Source organism: Cryobacterium sp. 10I5, assembly GCF_035019865.1.
In the GTDB taxonomy this organism is placed as follows: domain Bacteria; phylum Actinomycetota; class Actinomycetes; order Actinomycetales; family Microbacteriaceae; genus Cryobacterium; species Cryobacterium breve_A.
The window spans coordinates 41671-60914 of record NZ_JASJVI010000011.1 but is presented as its reverse complement, the minus strand read 5'-3'; the positions used below and the strand labels follow the sequence as shown (position 1 = coordinate 60914).

The window sequence follows — 19244 nt, the reverse complement described above, 5'->3', positions numbered from 1 at the left end:
GGACAGGGGGTGGACAGGGGGTGGTCAGTACGCGGTCACAGGACGGTGAGGTGCACGGCGGGGTCGACCGGCAGCCGGACGCCCGGCTTCGCTCCAGTCGGCACTCCGCCGACGTAGAGCCAGCCGAGCAAATCCTCTGACTCGGTGAGCCCGTGCAACCGGTGCACCTCCGGGGTGCGCGTCAACGCTCCGGTGCGCCACATCACGCCCCAGCCGGCGTGGGTCAACAGCAGGCTGAGGGCGTGTCCGACGCCCGCAGCGGTGACGTCCTGTTCCCAGGCCTCGACCTTGTCGCTCTCCCGATGGCTCGCGACGACCGCGATCAGCAGCGACGCCCGCAGCGGTTTGCCGGCGAGCTTGGCCAGGTCCGCGGCTGACGGGGGTTCCGCACCGGCCTCCGCGGCGAGGCGAGCGGATGCCGCAACGAACGCCGCCCCCAGCCGCGTGCGGGCATCCCCGCGCAGTTCGATCAGGCGCCAGGGGCGCAGGGCCCCGTGGTCGGCCACGCGCGCGCACGCGGCGACGAGCGGGAGGAGCGCTTCGTGCGTGGGGGCATCCGCTGTCACGGCGGAGAACGAACGCCGCCCGCCGATCGCCTCGAGCGGCGTGGACACGGTCTAGTCGACCGGCTTGAACTCGAGCGAGATGGAGTTCATGCAGTAGCGGTCGCCGGTCGGGGTGCCGAAACCATCGTCGAAGACGTGCCCCAGGTGGGAACCGCAGTTCGCGCACCGCACCTCGGTGCGGACGACGCCGAGGGAGGTGTCCTCGATGAGTTCGACGGCCTCGGGGCGCACCGACTCGTAGAAGCTCGGCCAGCCACAGCCGGAATCGAACTTCGTGCCGCTCTTGAAGAGCTCGGCGTGGCAGGCGCCGCAGGTATAGATGCCGGAGCGGCTCTCGTCGAGCAGCTCCCCGGTCCAGGCCCGCTCGGTGGCGGCCTGACGGAGTACGGCAAACTTCTCCGGCCCGAGTTCCGCGGCCCATTCAGCGTCTGACTTGGTGACTTCGTAGTCCATGGTTCATCCTTCCCATCGGGCGAGGGTGCAGCATAGTGAATACCGCAACCCTCCCAGCAAGCCTAAACTCAGCCCGGCCGGGCCGTATTCCGATTCCCGGGGCCGTTCAGCACTTTCACATCGAGGCACTCCCACGTCTGCCCGGGCACTTTCCTTCCCGGCCGCTGGACGACCCGCGTGGCCCAGCAAATCCATAGCCGACGCCAAATAGGATTCGAGCAGCGAATGGCGAGGTGAAAGAGGTGGATGGTGGACGGCGCACGTGACCCGGACCCCGCCGACTCCCCAGGCGGCCTGACCGACCGTGATCGCGGCATCCTGAGCTTCGAACGGCGCTGGTTCACCCACGCCGGGGCCAAGGAGCAGGCGATCCGCTCCGAGTTCGGCCTGTCCGCTGCCCGGTACTATCAACTATTGGGCGTTTTGATCGACTCTCCGCTCGCCCTGGCTCACGATCCCATGCTGGTGAAACGCCTGCAGCGGATGCGTGCAGCCCGGGCGCAGGCACGGGAGCGCCGGACAGTGCGCGCTCCGGAGCACCGAACCAGCCCCGCCCCGTAGGCGCAGCAGGATCTCGCACCCCGACGTTCCACCCATTCGCCCGCGACAAGAGGATCGACCCAGCCCCACAATGCCTCCCACCTATCCGAAAGACCGCTTCGACCACCTGCCGCACTCCCTCGAGCGAGTGGGCGCCCATCGCGCCCCCGGCAAGAAGGGACGTCACTGGGTCGCGTTCTGGTGGGCACTCGGAGCTACGGCCGTCCTCATCGGCCTCGGAGTCTTCGGGATGGCTTCACTCAGCAACAAGCTGAACATCGCGATCCCCGGCCTGTCGTCCAGCTCGGCGACCGACACGACAACGGCAACGGATGTGGCGTCGGCCGTCCCCACGGCCGTCGCGACGGTCGATCCGAGCCTCACCGTCACCGTGCTCAACGGCACGAAGGGCGCGGGCGTCGCCAAGGCCGCAGGGGATCTGCTCTCCAAGGCCGGCTGGACCGTCGGCGCACTCAGCAACGCGAGCACCGAAGACGTGACCAAGACGACCGTCTACTACGCCGACGCGACCCTCGAGGGGGCCGCCCGCGGAGTCGCGGCCTCGCTGCCGGGATCCACCGTGCTCCTCGCGAACGACTTCGCCACGTCGGGGGCGGATCTCACGGTCGTCGTCGGAGCCGACTTCGTTTCCAGCGCCGCACCCACCTCCTGACCTGCACTTCGACGCCGGTTCTATAACTCCATTCCGGGCCATTCGTCAACCCCCTTTCCTTCTTTTCGCGCTTCAGTACTCTTTGACTCAGGTCGCTCATCGAGTTCGTCCGGTTGCCCTCAGGGGCATCCGACCGGTCGGATCAGGTGGACGCAGTCACATGCGCCAGGCCCGGTACGGCCAACGGGCAGTAGCCGAAAATATCAGAGCACTGGGGAGTTACACATGGCGAACGGAACCGTCAAATGGTTCAACGCTGAAAAGGGTTTCGGCTTCATCACCGTCGACGGCGGCGGACAGGACGTCTTCGTCCACTATTCCGCCATTGACATGCACGGGTACAAGGTTTTGGAAGAGGGACAGCACGTCATCTTCGAACTGGGAACCGGGGCGAAGGGGCCACAGGCCGAGTCGGTACGTCCCGTCTAACCTGTAGAAATCAGGCGCACCCACATCAGGCACACCCAATCTCGGGGAACCCCCCGAGCCGCGCCGTATCCTTGATTTTGCCGCGTAGTGTGTGGGGCGTGACAGCGAAAAGAACTGCGACAATTCACGGGCGAAGCACGGCACGAATTTTTGGTGCCGTGCTTCTTCCATGCCTGCTTGTGGTGATGACGGCGTGCTCTGGAACCGAGCCGCCGACCACGGCGACGCCGACGTCGTCCGTGGAGCCCAGCACGGCTGCGGTCGATGCCCCGGCGCCACTGGCGATCGCACCGCTCCGCGGCACGATCGTGCCGGCCGGAAAGGCCGCGAACCCGTCCCTCGCGGTGAAGATCGACAACCACGAGGCCGCCAGACCCCAGATCTCCCTCGACCGAGCGGACATCGTCTTCGAGGAACTCGTCGAGGGCGGGCTGACCCGTTACGTCGGCGTCTGGCAGTCCGACATCCCCGACGCCATCGGCCCGGTGCGGTCGATCCGGCCGATGGACCCCGACATCATCACGCCGTTCGGCGGGATCGTCGCCTACTCCGGCGGGCAGCAGATCTTCGTCGACATGATGAAGGCCACACCCGTCATCAACTCCGTCTTCGACTACGACACGACCGGCCTGTTCTCCCGAGTCGCCGACAGGGAGGCCCCGCACAATGTCGTGCTCAAGGCCGCCGAACTCGTCGGGCGCAATGCCTCCGTCGCGCCACCGGTGCAGCAGTTCGCCTACGCGGGCTCGATCGCGGCATCGACCGCCGGGATCGACGGCAAGCCGATCACCCAGATCAACGGCCGATTCTCCGCAGCCCGGTATCCCGCCTGGAGCTGGGACACGGCCTCACAGAACTATTTGCGCTCGCAGGAGGGCACCCCCGACCTCGACACGACGGGCGCCCGTCGCGGTGCCACCAACGTTCTCGTGCTCCGGGTCGACATCGACGGCACCTACGGAGAGGTCCCCAAGACGGTCATGATCGGCTCGGGAGAAGGCTGGGCGTCCGCAGGGGGCAAGACCGTGCACGCCACGTGGTCGAAGGCCGGGCAGGCGGACCCGATCAGACTGATCGACGACAACGGGGTCACCATTCGCCTCGCTCCTGGCAATACCTGGATCGAACTGATCCCGAACGGCACCGGCTCCGTCGAACTCGTCCCGTAGCCTCGCGACGCTTCCCGGCGCTCACTTGCACTCTCGACCCCTGAGTGCCAGAATCGACTTGGCACTCTCTCCTTTTGAGTGCCAACCCATCACCGTTTTGGTAACGTCCGGGAGGGACGAGAAACACATATGGCAAAGATCATTGCTTTCAACGAAGAGGCCCGTCGCGGCCTTGAGCGTGGCCTGAACATCCTCGCTGACACGGTCAAGGTCACCCTCGGCCCGCGCGGACGTAACGTCGTATTGGAGAAGAAGTGGGGCGCCCCCACGATCACCAACGACGGTGTCTCGATCGCCAAGGAAATCGAACTCGACGACCCGTACGAGAAGATCGGTGCGGAACTCGTCAAAGAGGTCGCCAAGAAGACCGACGACGTCGCCGGCGACGGAACCACCACCGCGACCGTGCTCGCCCAGGCGCTCGTCCGCGAAGGCCTGCGCAACGTCGCGGCCGGCGCAGACCCGATCAGCCTCAAGCGCGGCATTGAAAAGGCCACCGCTGCGGTCATCGCAGAGCTGATCGCCAACGCCAAAGAGGTCGAGACCAAGGAAGAGATCGCGGCCACCGCATCCATCTCTGCCGGCGACGCCGAAATCGGCGCGATCATCGCCGAAGCCATCGACAAGGTCGGCAAGGAAGGCGTTGTCACCGTCGAGGAGTCCAACACCCTCGGCACCGAGCTCGAGCTCACCGAAGGCATGCGCTTCGACAAGGGCTTCCTCTCCGCGTACTTCGTGACCGACCCCGACCGTCAGGAAGCGGTCTTCGAAGACCCCTACATCCTGATCGTCAACTCCAAGGTCTCCAACATCAAGGACCTCCTCCCGATCGTGGACAAGGTCATCCAGACCGGCAAGCAGCTCCTCATCATCGCCGAGGACGTCGACGGCGAGGCCCTGGCCACGCTCGTTGTGAACAAGATCCGCGGCATCTTCAAGTCCGTCGCCGTCAAGGCTCCCGGCTTCGGCGACCGTCGCAAGGCCCAGCTGCAGGATATCGCCATCCTCACCGGTGGCCAGGTCATCTCCGAGGAGGTCGGCCTCAAGCTTGAGAACGTCACCCTCGACCTGCTCGGCAACGCGCGCAAGATCGTCATCACCAAGGACGAGACCACCATCGTCGAAGGCGCCGGAGACCCCGAAGCCATCGCCGGTCGCGTTCAGCAGATCCGCAACGAGATCGAGAACACCGACAGCGACTACGACCGTGAGAAGCTCCAGGAGCGTCTCGCCAAGCTCGCCGGCGGCGTCGCCGTCATCAAGGCCGGCGCAGCCACGGAGGTTGAACTCAAGGAGCGCAAGCACCGCATCGAGGACGCCGTCCGCAACGCGAAGGCAGCCGTCGAAGAGGGCATCGTCGCCGGTGGTGGCGTCGCCCTCATCCAGGCCGGCAAGACCGCTTTCGAGAAGCTCGAGCTCGTCGGAGACGAGGCGACCGGCGCGAACATCGTCAAGGTTGCCATCGACGCCCCGCTCAAGCAGATCGCCCTCAACGCGGGCCTCGAGCCTGGCGTCGTCGCCGACAAGGTGCGCAACCTGCCGATCGGTTGGGGCCTCAACGCCGCGACCGGTGAGTACGTTGACATGCTCCTCGCCGGCATCAATGACCCGGTGAAGGTCACCCGCTCCGCGCTGCTCAACGCCGCGTCGATCGCCGGACTGTTCCTCACCACCGAGGCCGTTGTCGCCGACAAGCCGGAGAAGAACGCTGCTCCCGTCGGCGACCCGTCCGGCGGAATGGACTTCTAAGTCCACCCTGCTCGATAGCTAGTCCGCTTCACCGCTTCACCGCTGACAGGGCGTCTCCTCCGGGAGGCGCCCTGTTTTCGCGTCCAGCGGGCGCCGCTACCGGGCGAAGAGCCGCGCGTTGGCCTGCTCGATCTCGGCATACTGCTGACCGGCCTGGTTGAGCGCCTGGCCGAGGCTTTCCGCGCTCTGCGCAACCTGCTGCTGGGTCGCCCGCCAGTCCGTCACGGCGGCCTGGAACGCGGCGGCGGCCTGCCCGGTCCACGAACCCTCCAGCCCGGTCAGCTGGCCGAGCAGCGCGGCGACCTCCGCCTGGATCCTCCCGAGCGTCGCCCTGGCCGTCGTCGTGGTGCTGAGCACGAGTTCACTGTCTACCTGGTACCGGGGCATGCGCAGTCCTTTCGAAGGGTGAGCTGCCACCGTAAGGCGGATGCCGCGCGCGGCCGACGAGCGTGTCCCGGCTGGGGACAACGCGCCGATACCGTTGCCCGTTGAGGAGCCGCCGGGGCTACCGACCAGGGGATGCGGGCTACGGGGTCGGGGTGATCGAGAGGCGCTGCGGCGCGTTCGGGGACTCGGCGAGCGGGAACCAGACCCGGAAGGTCGCGCCGCCACCCGGGGTCTCGACGACCTGGACGGTGCCATTGTGGCTTGCGACGATCGACGCGACGATCGCCAGGCCGAGTCCACTTCCTCCGGTCTCGCGCGCGCGGGAGGTGTCGGCGCGCCAGAAGCGCTGGAAGATCTTGTCCCGGATCTGAGGCGGGATGCCCTCGCCGTGGTCGATCACGGCGACGGATGCGCGCTGGTTCCGCCGGTCGACGGCGATCTCGAGCTCGATGGGACTGTCGGCCGGGCTGAAGCGCAGGGCGTTGCCCATCAGGTTGGTGATGACCTGGCGGATCTTGTTCTCCTCGGCCATGACGATGGCGGGGAGCGTGTCGGTCGGCGCGGCGGCCGGCAGGGGCTGCGGGAGGACCGCGACGGCATCCGCTTTACGGGGGCGGCGGGTGCGCAGTCGCGCGAGCGTCGCTCCCGCGAAGGAAACGGTGGTCGGATGCGGCACGGCAACGGCCTCGACGGCCCGCTCGGGGACCGTCACGAAGGTGGAGGTCGGGACCTCGCCCGTGGAGTGCGCGAGGTCGATCGCGGGGGCCAGAGGCGCCACGGGCGCCTCGTCGGTGTCGGGAGCCTTCGCCACGACCGTGATGGTACGGCCGGGGGAGGAGGCCATCGCGTCGAGGGCGGCATCGCGGGCGAGGGGGAGCAGATCGACGGGGGTGAGGGCGAGCGGCTTCGTCTCGTCGAGACGGGCGAGTTCGAGGAGGTCCTCGACGAGACCGCCCATCCGGATCGCCTCCTTCTCGATGCGCTCCATCGCCTGGGCGACCTCTTCCGGCGTCTGCAGTGCACCCATCCGGTAGAGCTCGGCGTAGCCGCGTACGGACACGAGCGGGGTGCGGAGTTCGTGGCTCGCGTCGCCGACGAAGCGGCGCATCTGGTCGATCGTGCGGGCCCGTTCCTTGAAGAGGCGGTCGATCCGGCTGAGCATGGTGTTGAGGGAGCGGTTGAGCCGGCCGACTTCGGTGTTGGGCGTGGCACCGCCGAGCCGCTGGCTGAAGTCGCCGTCCGCTATCGCCGCGGCCGTGCGTTCCACCTCACGCAAGGGGGCGAAGGTACTCGTCACGAGCAACCGGGTGATCAGGCCGCCCAGGAGAACGACGCCCAGGCCGAAGCCGAGAAAGATCGTGAGGTAGGTGCCGACGGTGTTCTCGGCCGTCTTGAGCGAGACCGCCATGACGAGCGTGCCGTAGGTGCCGTGGACATTGGTGACGAGCGGCACCGCGACCGCGAGGAATTCGGTGTCGTGTGAGGCGTCCTGCAGGCGCATGGTCTGCCCGTTGAGTGCGTTGACCGACTGCAGGTCGAGGGGCATGGTGACCTGCGGCAGTTCGCGGGCGGGCACGTCGGTCCACGACTGGTAGCGGAGGTCGCCGTTCTCGTCGTACAGGGCGACGAAGTAGTCGGACGGCACGACGGTGCCGGTGTTCTGCCCGAGCGCATTCGCGGTGTACGCGACGGACGTCGTCTGGGCATCCGCCTGCAGTTGCGCGTCGACCTGCTGGATCACGTACTGGCGGAGCATGGCCATCGTGCCGATCCCGGAGACCAGAAGACCGAGCGTGAGCATGAGAACGGTCACGCCGGTGATCTTGGACCTGAGGGATATGCGGTTCCACCGCTCCGTAAGTGACTGATGCATCAGGCGGCCAGTCTATTTGCGCAGTCTGGGACTATGCCTTGGCAGCCTTGAGCATGTAGCCGAACCCGCGCTTGGTCTGGATCAGCGGCTCGGAGGAGTGCGCGTCGACCTTGCGGCGCAGGTACGAGATGTAGGACTCCACGATGCCGGCGTCGCCGTTGAAGTCGTATTCCCAGACGTGGTCGAGGATCTGCGCCTTCGAGAGCACCCGGTTCGGGTTGAGCATCAGGTACCGGAGCAGCTTGAACTCGGTCGGGCTGAGCTCGATGGGCTCTTCGCCGACGAGGACCTCGTGGGTGTCCTGGTCCATGGTCAGTTCGCCGGCACGGATGACGGCGTCTTCGTCGGCGTGCATCGTGCGGCGGAGGATGGCCTTGATCCTGGCCACGATCTCGTCGAGGCTGAACGGCTTGGTCACGTAGTCGTCGCCGCCGACTGTGAGGCCGGTGATCTTGTCTTCGGTGTCGTCCTTGGCGGTGAGGAACAGGATCGGCGCCGTATAGCCGGCGGAACGGAGGCGTTTGGTCACGCCGAAGCCGTTCATGTCGGGAAGCATGACGTCGAGGATGATCAGGTCGGGTTCCTCTTCGAGCACGGCGGAGATCGCCTGTGCTCCGTTGCCGACGGCCCGCACGGCGAAGCCGGCGAAGCGCAAGCTGGTGGTGAGGAGATCCCGGATGTTGGGCTCGTCGTCGACAATAAGAATGCGGGGGCCATCAGTCATTGGACCAGTATCTGCGCGTTAGCTGGGCCTTTGCTGGGAGTGGTCGGTGCGGTCTGAGCGTGGGTAGATTGTGTGTGGGGTGCGGAGCCGCCGGGGCGACTCTGACGCGGATGCCGAGACGGATTCGAACGGGAGAACACCATGAAGAGCGCAACATACGTGATCGTCGGGGCCGGCCTCGCCGGGGCTCGCGCGGCCGAGGCGCTCCGCGCCGAAGGCTTCGACGGACGAGTCGTCCTGCTCGGCGAGGAGGCCGAGTACCCGTACATCCGGCCGCCGCTGTCCAAGGATTTCCTAGCCGGGACATCCGCCCGTGACTCGATCGACGTGCACCCGACGGACTGGTACGCCGCCCAGGACATTGAGGTCGTGCGGGGTCGCGCGGTCACGGCGCTCACCCTCGACGCGCGGCAGCTGACCTTCGCCGACGGTAAGACGCTCCGCTACGACCGGCTCCTGCTCGCGACCGGCGCGACCGCCCGGCCGTTCCCCGGATCCGGGGGAGACCTGGCGGGCGTGCACCTCCTGCGCACCGTGGGAGACTCGGCCCGGCTGAAGGCCGCGCTCGCGCCAGGGGGCCGCAGGGTCGTCGTGATCGGGGCCGGCTGGATCGGCCTCGAGGTCGCGGCGGCCGCTCGCGGCTACGGCAACGACGTGACGGTGCTCGGCCAGGGCGCCGTGCCGCTGCAGCGTGCGGTCGGCGCGGAGATCGGCGCGGTCTTCGCGGCGCTCCACAGGGCCAACGGGGTCGACCTCCGGATGGAGACCGGCGTGTCCGAGATCCTCGGCACGGACGGGAAGGTCACCGGAGTCCGGCTCCATGCGGAGGCGGACGGGACCCCGGACGGGCAGGCCGGAGAGGTCGTGCCCGCGGACGTCGTCGTGGTCGGGATCGGTGCGACACCCAACACGCGGCTCGCTCTCGACGCCGGGCTCGAGGTCGCAGACGGCATCGTCGTCGACGCCGCCTTCCGTACCAACGAGCCAGGGGTCTTCGCGGTCGGTGACGTCGCAAGCGTGTTCCATCCGGTTCTCGGACACCATCTCCGGGTCGAGCACTGGGCCAACGCCGAAAACGCCGGCCGGGCCGCCGCGCTCTCCATGCTCGACCGCGCGGTGAGTTACGAGGAGATTCCCTACTTCTACACCGATCAATTCGACCTCGGAATGGAATACTCGGGGTATGGCGATTTGGCGGGAAATGCGGAGCTGGTGTTCCGCGGTGACCGGGCATCCCGCGAGTTCATCGCGTTCTGGGTCGCAGACGGTCGCGTGGTCGCGGGCATGAACGTGAATGTCTGGGAGGTCAACGGCTCCGTCCAGAACCTGATCAGGTCGCGCGTGCGTGTCGACGTGTCCGCGCTGCGGGACGAATCCCGCAGCCTCGACAGCCTCCTCGGCCCGGCGGGCGCCCAGACGCCGGGGGTCGGTTCCTGATGCCGGGGCACAACGCCGCGCTGCCCGCGCTGATCCACCCGCGCCGCGTGATCGGCGGCCGCGAATTCGATTTCGACCGCGAGGTCGCGGTCATGGCGATCATCAATCGCACTCCGGACTCGTTCTTCGACCAGGGCGCAACGTTCGCCCTGGACAAGGCCGTCGCAGCCGCGCTCCAGGCGATCGCCGATGGCGCGGACTGGGTCGACATCGGCGGGGTCAAGTTCGCGCCCGGTCCTCCGGTCCCCGTCGAACAGGAGATCGACCGTGTCGTCCCGGTCGTCCTGGCGCTGCGCGGCGCCGGCGCGGTCATTTCCGTCGATACGTTCCACCCGGCCGTTGCACGTGCGGCGATCGAGGCCGGCGCCGACGTCATCAACGACACCACCGGCATCCACGACCCGCTGATGGCGGACGTCGTCGCGGACAGCGACGCCACGCTCGTCGTGACGCACAGCCTCGCACGCCCGCGGATGCCGCACCCGGCCCCGCGGTACGGCGACGTGGTTACCGAGGTCGCCGAGTTCCTGCGGGAGCGCACCGAGCTTGCGCTGTCCCGCGGGATTCCGGCGGAGCGGATCATCATCGATCCGGGCCACGACCTCAACAAGAACACCCGGCACTCGCTTGAGCTCACCCGGCGCCTGCCCGAAATCGCCGCTCTCGGCTACCCGACCCTGGTCGCGGTCTCCAACAAGGACTTCATCGGCGAGACCCTGGGCCGAGCCCGTGACGAACGCGTCGAGGGTTCACTCGCCGCCGCCGTCTTCAGCATCATGCAGGGCGCCCGGATCGTGCGGATGCACAACGTGCGCGCCGCCGTGGACGCCGTTCGGATGACCGAGGCGATCCTGGGCTTCCGCGAACCGGCGTACGAGCGCCACAACCTGGCCTGAGCGATGACTGACTTCAGCCAGGCTGCACTCCTGGACGCCTATCGGATCGATGACAGGACCGCCCCGCGGCTGCGCGTCAACTTCATCGCGAGCCTCGACGGCGCTGCGACCCACGACGGCCTGAGCGGTGGCCTGAATAACGCTGACGACAAACTCGTCTTTGATACGCTCCGATCCCTCACAGACGTGATCCTGGTCGGGGCCGGCACGGTCCGCGCCGAGGGCTACGGCGGCATCCGCCTGAATGCCGCCGCGGAGGTCTGGCGCGTCGCGCACGGGCTGCCGCCGCAGCCGCGGATCGCGGTCGTGAGCGGGCGGCTGGACCTGGACGCCGGGCATCCGCTCTTCACCGACGCCGCGACGCGCCCGATCGTCATCACGCACGCGGGGTCATCGGCCGAGAAACGCGCCGACCTCGAGGCCGTGGCCGATGTACTCGTCTGTGGGGTGGCCGAGATCGATCTCCCGCTGGCTCTCCGCGAGCTTGCGGCGCGGGGCCTGCGGCAGGTGCTCTGCGAGGGTGGTCCGAGCCTGTTCGGGGCTCTGATCGCCGCCGATGCGGTCGACGAACTCTGCCTGAGCCTGAGCCCGGTGCTCGAGGCGGGCACTTCTGGCCGGATCGCGCACAGCGCCGCGACCGCATCGCGCGCGATGCGCCTGGGTCACGTGCTCACCGCCGGCGACATGCTCTTCCTGCGCTACACCCGCCCGGCGGTCTGACCGATTCCGTCGAACGGTTCGTTCAGCGGATGCCGGCGGCGGCCTCGCCGATGAGAGCGTCGGTGTCAAGGTTGTTCGCGTCGAGGATGGTGTAGCTGTACCCCTGCTCCGCAAGGAAGCGCTGGCGGTTCTGGGCGAAGTCCTGGTCGACGGTGTCGCGTGCGACGAGCGTGTAGAAGTTCGCGGCGAGGCCGGATTCCTTCGGGCGGAGCAGCCGGCCGAGGCGCTGCGCCTCTTCCTGGCGGGAGCCGAACGACCCGGAGACCTGGATGGCCACGGTCGCCTCCGGCAGGTCGACGGAGAAGTTCGCGACCTTGGAGACGACGAGGAGGTTCTCCTCACCGACCCGGAAGGCCTGGTAGAGCCGTTCGCGTTCGTCGACGGGAGTGGCCCCGGTGAGCTTCGGGGCATGGAGCGCCTCGGCGAGTTCATCGATCTGGTCGAGGTACTGGCCGATCACGAGGATTCGCTCGCCGGGGTGCTTGTCGACGAGGCGCTTGACCACGTCGAGCTTGGCGGGGGCGGTCGCTGCGAGGCGATACCGCTCGTCGTCCGCTGCGGCGGCATAGGTGAGCCGCTCGGACTGCGGCAGGTCGATCCGCACCTCGTAGCAGGACGCGGGGGAGATGAAGCCCTGTGCCTCGATTTCCTTCCACGGTGCGTCGAACCGCTTGGGGCCGATCAGGCTGAACACGTCGCCCTCGCGGCCGTCCTCGCGCACGAGCGTCGCGGTGAGGCCGAGCCGGCGGCGTGCCTGCAGTTCGGCCGTGAGCTTGAAGACCGGTGCGGGAAGGAGGTGCACCTCGTCGTAGATGACGAGGCCCCAGTCCATCGCGTCGAGGAGCTCGAGGTGGGCGTACTCACCCTTCCGCTTCGCGGTGAGGATCTGGTACGTCGCGATCGTGACGGGCTTGACTTCCTTGACCTGCCCCGAGTACTCGCCGATCTCGTCCTGGGTCAGCGTAGTGCGTTTGAGCAGCTCGTCGCGCCACTGCCTGGCCGAGACCGTGTTGGTGACCAGGATGAGGGTATTGGTCTTCGCGGTCGCCATTGCTCCGGCGCCCACGAGGGTCTTGCCCGCTCCGCAGGGCAGCACGACGACTCCGGAACCGCCGTCGAAGAAGCTCGCCACGGCCTTGTTCTGGTAGTCGCGCAGCGCCCAGCCGTTCTCGAGCAGCGCGATGTCATGCGGGGTGCCCGGCGTGTACCCGGCGAGGTCCTCTGCCGGCCAGCCGAGCTTGACGAGCTCCTGCTTGAGCTGGCCTCGGGCCCAGGGTTCGACGAGGAAGGAATCGGGGGTCGGGTGGCCGATCAGGAGGGGGGCGATCCGTTTGGCTCCGGAGATCTCCATCAGCACAGCCCGGTCGTTGCTCTGCAGGACGAGCTGGCCCTCGTCGTCGCGTTCGATGATCAGGCGGCCGTAGCGTCCGACGGTCTCCTCGATGTCGATCCGCACGGTCTGGGGGATCGCGAACTTGGAGTACTTCTCGAGGGTCGCGAGCATGTCCGAGGCGCCGTGTCCGGCTGCGCGGGCGTTCCAGAGGCCGAGCCGGGTGATCCGGTAGGTGTGGATGTGCTCAGGGGCCCGTTCCAGCTCGGCGAAGACGGCGAGGTCATGGCGCGCATCTTCGGCGAGGGGGTGGGCGACTTCGAGCAGAACCGTGCGGTCGCTCTGGACAATCAGTGGGCCATCAGACATAGCCGTTAATCCTACGCCCGCACGGCTGGGAGGCTCCTATCGGGCGACCCCCGCTTATGGGGCGGGAGTGATGCTGATGATGCTCGAGAGCGGCAGGGTGCGTTCGATGTCGGCCCGGCGGTCCCTCGCGCGGAACCGGCCGCCGCCGACGCTCGCCGGTTCGAGCAGGTAGTCGACGACGACCCCGCCCGGCATGGCAATGCTGACAATGACGGTCTGCTTGGACTTGATCGCCGAATCGAGCTGACGGGCGAGCCAGGCATCGGCGGCGACGTCTTCGCCGCCGTCCGCGGCGCGGAGCTTTTCGACCAGGATGAGGGCGAGGTCTGGAGCCTCCGGGGGGAGGACCCGGGCGAGCTGGTGTCTGCGGAGGTGCAGGATCTCGCCGTCGGCGCCCTCCGCCGCGACGGGGTACTTGGCGTCGTTGAGCGCCCAGAACACCACGTCGGAGGTGAACCGGCTCGTGAGGCGGTGGGCATCCGCGCGGACGAGCCCGAGCGGGCTGAGCGTCTGGTCGACGGCGAGGGTGCCGAGGAGCTCTTCATCGTCTGAACGGACGTAGCTCCGGCTGAGCGCGGTCGGTGCGGCCCCTTCGCCGACCCGGATCCGTCCGTACCGGCCGGCGGACTCCCGGATCAGGTACTCGATGGGCTGCGGGATGCCGGTGAGCGAGATCGTGCGCAGGAAGTCGACGAGCGATTCTGCGGTTTCCCCCGAGGCGAGTGCCCGGTTGACCGACGTCGCCGAGATTCGATAGCTGAGGGCGAGTTCGCGGCTCTCGACGTCGGCGAGGCCACGGAGCCGGGCGTCGATCGAGGGAGCGAGCGGGCCGGGGGAGACGATCGAGAGGTCGTTCTGCAGGTAGACCGCCCCGACCTCCGCAGGCAGGGAGGCCCCGATCGTGGCGATGGCGCCCTCGAGGTCTTCGGCGAGGACCGCGGCGCCGGCCGGGCTCGTGGTCTGGTGTGCGGTGATGCCGATCAGCTCGGCGTCGCGGGCGAACTCGGTGACGCGGGTGTCCATCCATTCGCCGCCGGCTGGGTAGAGCCAGGTCACGAAGCTGCGCAGTCCCTCGCCCCAGGAGACGCCGGGGCGGTGCGCGAGGATGCTGCGCACGTCGGCGGGCAGTGCCGCCTGCCAGGAGCCGGCCAGGGCCGCCCAGCGGTGCGCGGTGCCCTCGAGGAGCCAGGCCTCGCCCGCCTCCGTCTCGTTCCAGTACCCGGTCGAGTGCGCGATGAGCTGCGCCCTGGCCGCAGTCGCGACGTAGGTCGCGACGGCTTCGAGTTCGACGCCCATGACCGACGAGAGGCGCTTGGTGTCCGGCAGGCCGAGTCCGCCCCGGCTGAGCTCGCGCACGGGCTCGCGGGAGAGCTCGGTGACAAGCTCGGCGATCGAGGAGACCGCCGCGAACGCGCGTTCGGCAGCGAGGCGATCGGTGAAGCGGCTGTCGGTCGCGATGACCGTCGCCAGCGCGGAGGGGGCGGGTATGGACGCAAGCTCGAGAGCGGACGGCAATCCGAGGTCGGGCCAGGTCGCCAGGTGCTCGGCAACGGCCGGATAGACCCGGAGGCCGTCGTCGGAGAGGAGTGCGAGCATGAGTTCGTCGAGGACGGCCGCGCGGGCGGCGACATCCGCTCGGGTGACGGGCAGTCCGCCGAGCTCGGTGAGGCGGGAGGTGAGTGCATCGAGGCTGATGGCTCCGCTGGACGCGCCTGCGGTGTCGGTCGTTTCGTCCGGCGCCTCGGTGGCCGCGATCGCCAGCACGGCCAGGGTCGAACGGTCCAGCCTGGAGAGCGCTGCCTGGACCGCGGCCGGGTTCAGCAGGGCTTCGGCGAGGTCGAAGAAGTCACGGATTCCGTGGGCTGCGATCGCGCGGACTTCGATCGTGCGGCGCAACGCCGCGTCGTCGAGGGCACGAAGGCGTGAGGCGAGCGTCAGCACGGCGTTACTTCCCGTTCTGTCGTGCCTCGCGAGCGCGGCGGACGGTGGTCGTCACCAGGAGAACGATGATCAGGATGAATCCAATCGGCAGCCCCACGAGCGGGAGTGCGAGGATCGCGGGCCAGACACCCTGGCCGAAGCCGTTGTTGGCGCCGGCGCCGAGCCAGGTGCCGATGATGACGGTGAAGAACGCGAGAATCGACAGGCCGACGGTGGCGGCGACCATATAGGCGAGAATGCGTTCCGGCCGGCCGGCGGCATGTGGAGTTTGATTGGTCACAGTGTCAAGGATACGGGGCGGCGACGGGTGCAACCGAATAAGCTGGGTGCGGTTGGCGCGCATGTCGCGCGCCCGGAATTCAGCGAGGTCCAGATGCCCACCGGCAAGGTCAAGTTCTACGACGAGGAGAAGGGTTTTGGCTTCATCAGTTCCGATGACGGCCAGGAGGTCTTTCTCCACGCTTCTGCGCTGCCCACCGGAGTGACGGTCAAGCCAGGAACGAAGCTCGAATTCGGCATCGCCGATGGCAAGCGCGGCGCCCAGGCGCTCTCCGTGCGCATCATCGAAGCGCCGCCGAGCCTCGTCAAGCTCAGCCGCAAGCCCGCAGACGACATGGCGATCATCATCGAGGACCTCGTCAAGGTACTCGACGGCATCGGTGCAAGCCTGCGTCGCGGCCGTTACCCCGACAGCGCCCACAGCCACAAGATCGCCGCAATGCTTCGCAAGGTCGCAGAGGAACTCGATGCCTGAGCAGACCGAAGACACCACACTCGACGTCCTGACCGTCGACGCCGAGACCGTCGACGCCGGGTCCGTCGAGACCGATTCTCCGGCAGCGGATGCCGTTCCGACCGACGAGACACTCGTCGCGGCCGTCGAGGTGGCCAGGGCTGCTCTGCTCACCTTCACGCCGGAAGACACCATCGGCGAGCCCCTCGGGCATGTCGTCGAGGGCGACCGGGTCGTGTCGCTGCTCTTCGACTGCACGATGACCGGGTACCCGGGCTGGCGCTGGACGGTGACGCTCTCGCGCATCGACGGGGAGTCCGTGCCGCAGGTGCTCGAAACCGAGCTCACGCCGGGAGACGAGGCCCTCGTCGCGCCCGAGTGGGTGCCGTGGTCTGATCGTCTCGCCGACTACCGCACGGCCCAGGACCTGGCTGCAGCGACGGCGGCCGCCGACGCCCTCGACGATGACGATGACGATGACGATGACGATGACGACGATGATGACGATGATGATGACGACACCGATGACGACGACACCGACGACACCGACGACACCGACGACAACGCTGACGCTGACGTCGACGACGACGATGACGATGATGACGAAGAAGACGACGACATCGACCCGGATGACATCGACGAGGACGAATAGCGTCTGACGCATCGCCCCTGACGAGGAGCGTCTGACAAGAGCGGGCGAGGAACTACCGGCGCCTCAGGCGGAGCCAGGCCAGCCCGGCGAGGCCGATGCCGACCCCGGCAACCGCGCACCACATCCACCAGCCGAGCCCGCGGGCCGCGAGTTCGCCCTGGAAAACCAGGGCGAAACCCGCGGCCACGAGCCAGGCGAGGGCTCCGATCAGGATCGGCGTGCGCGCATCCGTTTTCGCCGGCTCAGGATCGGGCCGGCGCTCGCTGTCTTTCAGCCAGAGGCGCACGTGGATCGTTACTTGCCCAGGTTGGCGACGACGAATTCGATGGACTTGACCAGCTGGCGCACATCGTTCGGTTCGATCGCCGTGAACGTCGCGACGCGCAGCTGGTTGCGGCCGAGCTTGCGGTACGGCTCGGTGTCGGAGATGCCGTTCGCGCGCAGCGTCTTGGCGACGGCGGAGGCGTCGATCGCGTCATCGAAGTCGATCGTCGCGACGACCTGCGAACGGTGGTCGGGGTTGACGACGTACGGCGTCGCGTAGTCGACGGTCGCGGCCCAGTCGTAGAGCACCGAGGAGGACTCGCGGGTGCGCGCGGAGGCCCAGGCGAGGCCGCCGTTGCCGTTGATCCAATCGAGCTGGTTCTCGATCAGGAGCAGGGTGGCCACGGCCGGGGTGTTCAGGGTCTGGTTGAGGCGCGAGTTGTCGATCGCGTTCTTCAGGCTGAGGAACTCCGGGATGTACCGACCGCTCGCGGCGATCTGCTCGACGCGCTCGATGGCCGCGGGGGAGAAGAGGGCCATCCAGAGGCCGCCGTCGGAGGCGAGGTTCTTCTGCGGGGCGAAGTAGTACGCATCCGCCTGGTCGGCGGCGTAGTCGATGCCTGCGGCGGCGCTCGTGGCGTCGATGACGGTCAGGGCTCCGGCGTCTCCGTGCACGCGCGAGACGGGTGCCATGACACCCGTCGAGGTCTCGTTCTGCGGCCAGGCGTACACGTCGACGCCCTCGGTCGGGACGGCCTCGCTGCGCGAGCCCGCCGGGGCCTTGATAACGTCGGGTGCTTCGAGGAACGGTGCGCTCGCCGCGGCAGCGAACTTGCCGCCGAACTCACCGAAGACGAGGTTCTGGGCCTTCTTGGAAATAAGGGAGAACGCGGCGGCGTCCCAGAACGCGGTGGACCCGCCGTTGCCGAGGACGACTTCATAGCCTTCCGGAGCGCGAAGCAGCTCCGCGAGGCCGGTTCGGACCCGGCCGACCAGGTTCTTCACCGGCGCCTGACGGTGGGAGGTGCCGATAATGGACGTGCCAGATTTAAGGAGGTACTCGAGCTGTTCCTGACGGACTTTGGACGGGCCGCAGCCAAATCGTCCGTCAACGGGCAAGAGTTCGGAGGGAATTATCAGATTCGACATGAGGTGATTCTAACGACCCCTAACACGGCGATAAGGTTGTGACGCACACGGAGGCACTGGGAGGCCGGCGATGACTGATCTGATCGACACGACCGAAATGTATCTCCGCACCATCCTCGATCTGGAGGAGGAAAGCATCGTCCCCCTCCGGGCCCGGATCTCCGAACGATTGGGCCATTCCGGCCCGACCGTTTCGCAGACCGTCGCGCGCATGGAGAGGGACGGGCTCGTCGTCGTTTCCGGCGACCGCCACCTCGAACTCACGATCAACGGCCGCCGCAAGGCCGTGCACGTCATGCGCAAGCACCGCCTCGCCGAACGTCTGCTGAGTGACGTGATCGGCCTCGAATGGGAATTCGTCCACGACGAGGCCTGCCGGTGGGAGCACGTCATGAGTGAGCAGGTCGAACGCAAAATCCTGGAGATGCTCGGGCACCCCACCGAGTCACCGTATGGCAACCCGATCCCCGGGCTCGACGAATTGGGCGACTCGCCCGCCGTCGCATTCATGGCCGGAGTGACGAACCTCGTCGAGGTCGTCGCCGGCTCCACGACGCCGGTGACCGCAGTCATCCGCCGCCTCGGCGAACCCGTGCAGTTCGACCCGGAGCTGCTCGCCCAGCTCAAGAACGCCGGCGTGATGCCGGGCAATTCGGGGGTCTTCTCCGCACTCGGTTCCTACGTCCTCGTCGAGGTCGCGGGGTTCGACGAGGGTCTCGAACTGCCCAACGAAGTCGCGAGCCACATCTTCGTGACCACCCCGATCGCCGGGCTGTAACCGCCCGTTCCGCGCGGCAGAATCCGAGCGGATGCGGGGTTTTTGCCGCTCCGTGGCGGACCGTTTCGTTACGCGTTCGTTATTAAATCGTCACCAAGGGGTGACAAACGGAGAAACCTCACGTACTGTCGGACGAGTCCCACAGGCCAGAACCGGCCGCCGGGCTCGAAACAGGACGTCTCCATTCCCGTCTCCTGTTTCGGAAAACACATGCGACCAACGCATTGGACGGGGCAACTCCCTAGTGTTGTCGAGGCGCCGGAGGTAAACACTTTGGCCGAAGACTTAGGTAGAAGACTGTCCCGTCGAGGTTCCACCCCGGCTCCCGCACGGCCGGCCCCGACGCCGGTGCGGCGTGAAGAGGCCCCCACTCGTGGGATCTTCGCCCGCCCGTCGCGCCGACACGGCGCCA

Annotated in this window: 21 protein-coding genes; 11 read left to right on the top strand and 10 right to left on the bottom strand. The window is 67.6% G+C overall.

The features are described 5' to 3' along the window. Window positions 1-35: 35 nt before the first annotated feature. Both QN350_RS05795 and msrB read right to left on the bottom strand, forming a co-directional pair. Window positions 36-614 carry a nitroreductase family protein gene (locus QN350_RS05795; protein ID WP_322137904.1) on the bottom strand — a complete coding sequence of 193 codons (579 nt, stop codon included), beginning with the start codon at window positions 612-614 and terminating at the stop codon, window positions 36-38. Between the two features lie 3 nt (window positions 615-617). Further along, window positions 618-1019 (bottom strand): peptide-methionine (R)-S-oxide reductase MsrB, encoded by a 402-nt coding sequence (gene msrB / locus QN350_RS05790; protein WP_134450046.1) that lies wholly within the window; start codon window positions 1017-1019, stop codon window positions 618-620. A gap of 246 nt (window positions 1020-1265) precedes the next feature. On the opposite strand from msrB, the gene QN350_RS05785 reads away from it, so the two are divergent. The 5 genes from QN350_RS05785 (at window position 1266) to groL (ending at window position 5579) form a co-directional block, all read left to right on the top strand. Beyond that, complete coding sequence (locus QN350_RS05785; RefSeq protein WP_281535785.1) at window positions 1266-1580, top strand: DUF3263 domain-containing protein; 315 nt, start codon at window positions 1266-1268, stop codon at window positions 1578-1580. Window positions 1581-1650: 70 nt separating this feature from the next. Next, window positions 1651-2232, top strand: coding sequence for a LytR C-terminal domain-containing protein (locus tag QN350_RS05780; RefSeq protein ID WP_322137903.1), 582 nt, complete (start codon window positions 1651-1653; stop codon window positions 2230-2232). A gap of 225 nt (window positions 2233-2457) precedes the next feature. Next, entirely contained in the window at window positions 2458-2661 is a 204-nt protein-coding gene (locus QN350_RS05775; RefSeq protein WP_134362230.1) for a cold-shock protein, read from the top strand. Window positions 2662-2900: 239 nt separating this feature from the next. Next, the gene (locus QN350_RS05770; protein WP_323502580.1) at window positions 2901-3830 is read left to right on the top strand and encodes a DUF3048 domain-containing protein; all 930 of its coding nucleotides are present in this window, start codon (window positions 2901-2903) and stop codon (window positions 3828-3830) included. 129 nt (window positions 3831-3959) lie between these two features. Then, entirely contained in the window at window positions 3960-5579 is a 1620-nt protein-coding gene (groL, locus tag QN350_RS05765; RefSeq protein ID WP_134450050.1) for a chaperonin GroEL, read from the top strand. A gap of 96 nt (window positions 5580-5675) precedes the next feature. Here the strand turns inward: groL and QN350_RS05760 are convergent, their stop codons facing one another. The 3 genes from QN350_RS05760 to QN350_RS05750 form a co-directional block, all read right to left on the bottom strand. Then, on the bottom strand, window positions 5676-5966 hold the full coding sequence (locus QN350_RS05760) for a WXG100 family type VII secretion target (RefSeq protein ID WP_134450051.1): 291 nt from the start codon (window positions 5964-5966) through the stop codon (window positions 5676-5678). Window positions 5967-6105: 139 nt separating this feature from the next. Beyond that, window positions 6106-7839 (bottom strand): HAMP domain-containing sensor histidine kinase, encoded by a 1734-nt coding sequence (locus tag QN350_RS05755; RefSeq protein WP_322137901.1) that lies wholly within the window; start codon window positions 7837-7839, stop codon window positions 6106-6108. 31 nt (window positions 7840-7870) lie between these two features. Continuing rightward, window positions 7871-8563 (bottom strand): response regulator transcription factor, encoded by a 693-nt coding sequence (locus QN350_RS05750; RefSeq protein ID WP_134450053.1) that lies wholly within the window; start codon window positions 8561-8563, stop codon window positions 7871-7873. A 141-nt stretch (window positions 8564-8704) separates the two neighbouring features. On the opposite strand from QN350_RS05750, the gene QN350_RS05745 reads away from it, so the two are divergent. Genes QN350_RS05745 through QN350_RS05735 form a run of 3 tightly spaced genes read left to right on the top strand, consistent with a single transcriptional unit; the run spans window position 8705 to window position 11616 of the window. Further along, on the top strand, window positions 8705-10000 hold the full coding sequence (locus QN350_RS05745) for an NAD(P)/FAD-dependent oxidoreductase (protein ID WP_322137900.1): 1296 nt from the start codon (window positions 8705-8707) through the stop codon (window positions 9998-10000). After that, window positions 10000-10896 (top strand): dihydropteroate synthase, encoded by an 897-nt coding sequence (gene folP, locus QN350_RS05740; protein ID WP_322137899.1) that lies wholly within the window; start codon window positions 10000-10002, stop codon window positions 10894-10896. The genes QN350_RS05745 and folP overlap by 1 nt, the downstream gene beginning before the upstream one ends. A 3-nt stretch (window positions 10897-10899) precedes the next feature. Continuing rightward, the gene (locus tag QN350_RS05735) at window positions 10900-11616 is read left to right on the top strand and encodes a pyrimidine reductase family protein (RefSeq protein WP_322137898.1); all 717 of its coding nucleotides are present in this window, start codon (window positions 10900-10902) and stop codon (window positions 11614-11616) included. A gap of 22 nt (window positions 11617-11638) precedes the next feature. Here the strand turns inward: QN350_RS05735 and QN350_RS05730 are convergent, their stop codons facing one another. From QN350_RS05730 to QN350_RS05720, 3 genes are read right to left on the bottom strand one after another with little or no spacing between them, the layout of a single operon-like run. Continuing rightward, window positions 11639-13315, bottom strand: a complete 1677-nt coding sequence (locus tag QN350_RS05730) for a DNA repair helicase XPB (RefSeq protein ID WP_322137897.1) — start codon at window positions 13313-13315, stop codon at window positions 11639-11641. 54 nt (window positions 13316-13369) lie between these two features. Then, complete coding sequence (locus tag QN350_RS05725; RefSeq protein WP_323515946.1) at window positions 13370-15256, bottom strand: helicase-associated domain-containing protein; 1887 nt, start codon at window positions 15254-15256, stop codon at window positions 13370-13372. Window positions 15257-15260: 4 nt separating this feature from the next. Further along, window positions 15261-15536 (bottom strand): hypothetical protein, encoded by a 276-nt coding sequence (locus QN350_RS05720; protein WP_281535778.1) that lies wholly within the window; start codon window positions 15534-15536, stop codon window positions 15261-15263. Window positions 15537-15629: 93 nt separating this feature from the next. Between QN350_RS05720 and QN350_RS05715 the strand changes: the two genes are divergently transcribed. Next, a complete protein-coding gene (locus QN350_RS05715; RefSeq protein ID WP_134450059.1) occupies window positions 15630-16010 on the top strand; it encodes a cold-shock protein in 381 nt (126 codons plus the stop codon). Further along, complete coding sequence (locus tag QN350_RS05710) at window positions 16003-16641, top strand: DUF3027 domain-containing protein (protein WP_322137895.1); 639 nt, start codon at window positions 16003-16005, stop codon at window positions 16639-16641. Before QN350_RS05715 ends, QN350_RS05710 begins: the two co-directional genes overlap by 8 nt. A gap of 52 nt (window positions 16642-16693) precedes the next feature. Here QN350_RS05710 and QN350_RS05705 read toward each other — a convergent pair whose 3' ends face one another. Continuing rightward, window positions 16694-16927, bottom strand: a complete 234-nt coding sequence (locus QN350_RS05705; RefSeq protein ID WP_322137894.1) for a DUF2530 domain-containing protein — start codon at window positions 16925-16927, stop codon at window positions 16694-16696. Between the two features lie 8 nt (window positions 16928-16935). After that, window positions 16936-18054: a phosphoserine transaminase gene (serC, locus tag QN350_RS05700; protein ID WP_322137893.1), complete on the bottom strand. Its 1119-nt coding sequence runs from the start codon at window positions 18052-18054 to the stop codon at window positions 16936-16938. Window positions 18055-18124: 70 nt separating this feature from the next. Between serC and QN350_RS05695 the strand changes: the two genes are divergently transcribed. Next, window positions 18125-18832, top strand: a complete 708-nt coding sequence (locus QN350_RS05695; RefSeq protein WP_322137892.1) for a metal-dependent transcriptional regulator — start codon at window positions 18125-18127, stop codon at window positions 18830-18832. Window positions 18833-19244: the final 412 nt, after the last annotated feature.

What these genes read in the sequence shown, in the direction of transcription:
- QN350_RS05780 (WP_322137903.1), top strand. Translation starts at nt 1,651, where the DNA reads ATGCCTCCCACCTATCCGAAAGACCGCTTCGACCACCTGCCGCACTCC.
- QN350_RS05735 (WP_322137898.1), top strand. Translation starts at nt 10,900, where the DNA reads ATGACTGACTTCAGCCAGGCTGCACTCCTGGACGCCTATCGGATCGAT.
- folP (WP_322137899.1), top strand. Translation starts at nt 10,000, where the DNA reads ATGCCGGGGCACAACGCCGCGCTGCCCGCGCTGATCCACCCGCGCCGC.
- QN350_RS05760 (WP_134450051.1), bottom strand. Translation starts at nt 5,966, where the DNA reads ATGCCCCGGTACCAGGTAGACAGTGAACTCGTGCTCAGCACCACGACG.
- QN350_RS05695 (WP_322137892.1), top strand. Translation starts at nt 18,125, where the DNA reads ATGACTGATCTGATCGACACGACCGAAATGTATCTCCGCACCATCCTC.
- serC (WP_322137893.1), bottom strand. Translation starts at nt 18,054, where the DNA reads ATGTCGAATCTGATAATTCCCTCCGAACTCTTGCCCGTTGACGGACGA.
- QN350_RS05785 (WP_281535785.1), top strand. Translation starts at nt 1,266, where the DNA reads ATGGTGGACGGCGCACGTGACCCGGACCCCGCCGACTCCCCAGGCGGC.
- QN350_RS05775 (WP_134362230.1), top strand. Translation starts at nt 2,458, where the DNA reads ATGGCGAACGGAACCGTCAAATGGTTCAACGCTGAAAAGGGTTTCGGC.
- QN350_RS05745 (WP_322137900.1), top strand. Translation starts at nt 8,705, where the DNA reads ATGAAGAGCGCAACATACGTGATCGTCGGGGCCGGCCTCGCCGGGGCT.
- QN350_RS05730 (WP_322137897.1), bottom strand. Translation starts at nt 13,315, where the DNA reads ATGTCTGATGGCCCACTGATTGTCCAGAGCGACCGCACGGTTCTGCTC.
- QN350_RS05750 (WP_134450053.1), bottom strand. Translation starts at nt 8,563, where the DNA reads ATGACTGATGGCCCCCGCATTCTTATTGTCGACGACGAGCCCAACATC.
- groL (WP_134450050.1), top strand. Translation starts at nt 3,960, where the DNA reads ATGGCAAAGATCATTGCTTTCAACGAAGAGGCCCGTCGCGGCCTTGAG.
- QN350_RS05755 (WP_322137901.1), bottom strand. Translation starts at nt 7,839, where the DNA reads ATGCATCAGTCACTTACGGAGCGGTGGAACCGCATATCCCTCAGGTCC.
- QN350_RS05710 (WP_322137895.1), top strand. Translation starts at nt 16,003, where the DNA reads ATGCCTGAGCAGACCGAAGACACCACACTCGACGTCCTGACCGTCGAC.
- QN350_RS05715 (WP_134450059.1), top strand. Translation starts at nt 15,630, where the DNA reads ATGCCCACCGGCAAGGTCAAGTTCTACGACGAGGAGAAGGGTTTTGGC.
- msrB (WP_134450046.1), bottom strand. Translation starts at nt 1,019, where the DNA reads ATGGACTACGAAGTCACCAAGTCAGACGCTGAATGGGCCGCGGAACTC.